Source organism: Microvirga sp. P4_G7, from assembly GCF_056401005.1.
Window position 1 is genome coordinate 1 of sequence record NZ_JBFUKD010000968.1, and the last position, 1063, is coordinate 1063.

General features: G+C 61.8%; 1 protein-coding gene. It reads left to right on the plus strand.

Translation table 11 applies throughout. From position 1 onward, the window contains the following. The first annotated feature begins 117 nt into the window (after positions 1–117). Positions 118–1044 carry a hypothetical protein gene (locus tag AC1DT3_RS22280; protein WP_477467351.1) on the plus strand — a complete coding sequence of 309 codons (927 nt, stop codon included), beginning with the start codon at positions 118–120 and terminating at the stop codon, positions 1042–1044. The last annotated feature ends 19 nt before the right edge of the window (positions 1045–1063 follow it).

The following is a 1063-nucleotide window of genomic DNA, read 5'->3' on the forward strand; positions in this document are numbered from 1 at the left end:
GCTCGAGGCAGAGGCGACGCGCTTCAATGCTCTCGCCTCAGAGGTTGGCGGCGCAGTTGAGCGCCTTCGCGAGATCGAAGCGAGCCACCGCAATCCCCAACACAAGGACGCAGCAGAATGACCGCCRCAGTCGCAGAGGTTAACCGAGCCGACGACTACGCCTTTTGGCATGGTGCGTTGAAGGGCAATCCGCCTGAACTGACACGAGGCGTCGCAGAGTGCGGTTTCTACCGGAACCGCAACCGCGAAGGCGACTTCTACGGTGTCGCGATCTGGCGCAATGGCGAGGGCGATCTCGTCGCCAAGGTCGGCAAAGGAAACGTCGTCGAGGCAGACGAGGAATGGTGCGAACGGATCTTCGCGTGGTGCGCAAAAAGCCCCGTGCCCGAAGCGGCCTATCGCGATTGGCTCGTCACCGGCAAATGGCACGACGACGTTCCGGACGTGATCAGCAACACCGCKGCSGCCCCGCATATCGTYATCTCCGAGACGATCGCCGAACTTCGTTCTCARGCCGAGAAATGGCTCGCCAGCATCGGTGGCGAAGTCAAGACGCAGGAGCATGCCGACAAGGCCGGAAACTTCAAGGATCGGTTTGCCGAGCTGGAGAAGGARGCTGTTGCAGCTCACAAGGCAGCGAAGCAACCGCACCTCGACGCMGGCCGCCAAGTTGACAACACTTGGAAGCCGATCGCGGCGGAAGGCGACAACGCCAAGCGTTGGGCCGCCAAACTCACAGACAGTTTCCTGATAGCGGAGCGCGCCAGGAAGGCGCAGGAAGCTGCCGCGCGAGCGAGTGCTGGCGAGGTCGTCCGCCCTGAGGATCTAAAGGTGAAGGCCGGAACCCGCGGGCGAGGCGCGTCACTGCGCAAGTTCAAGGAATTTCGGTGCACGGACGCCGCTGCGCTCTGGGCTCATTACCGGGACGACAAGCGGATTATCGACTTTGCCATGAGTCAGGTCGGCAAGATCGCCATGGCTGAACTCGAAGCCGGCATGACCATTCCCGGCGCCGCAATCGAAATCGTAGAGAGGGCCGTCTAATGAACGCGCCAACTGCAAT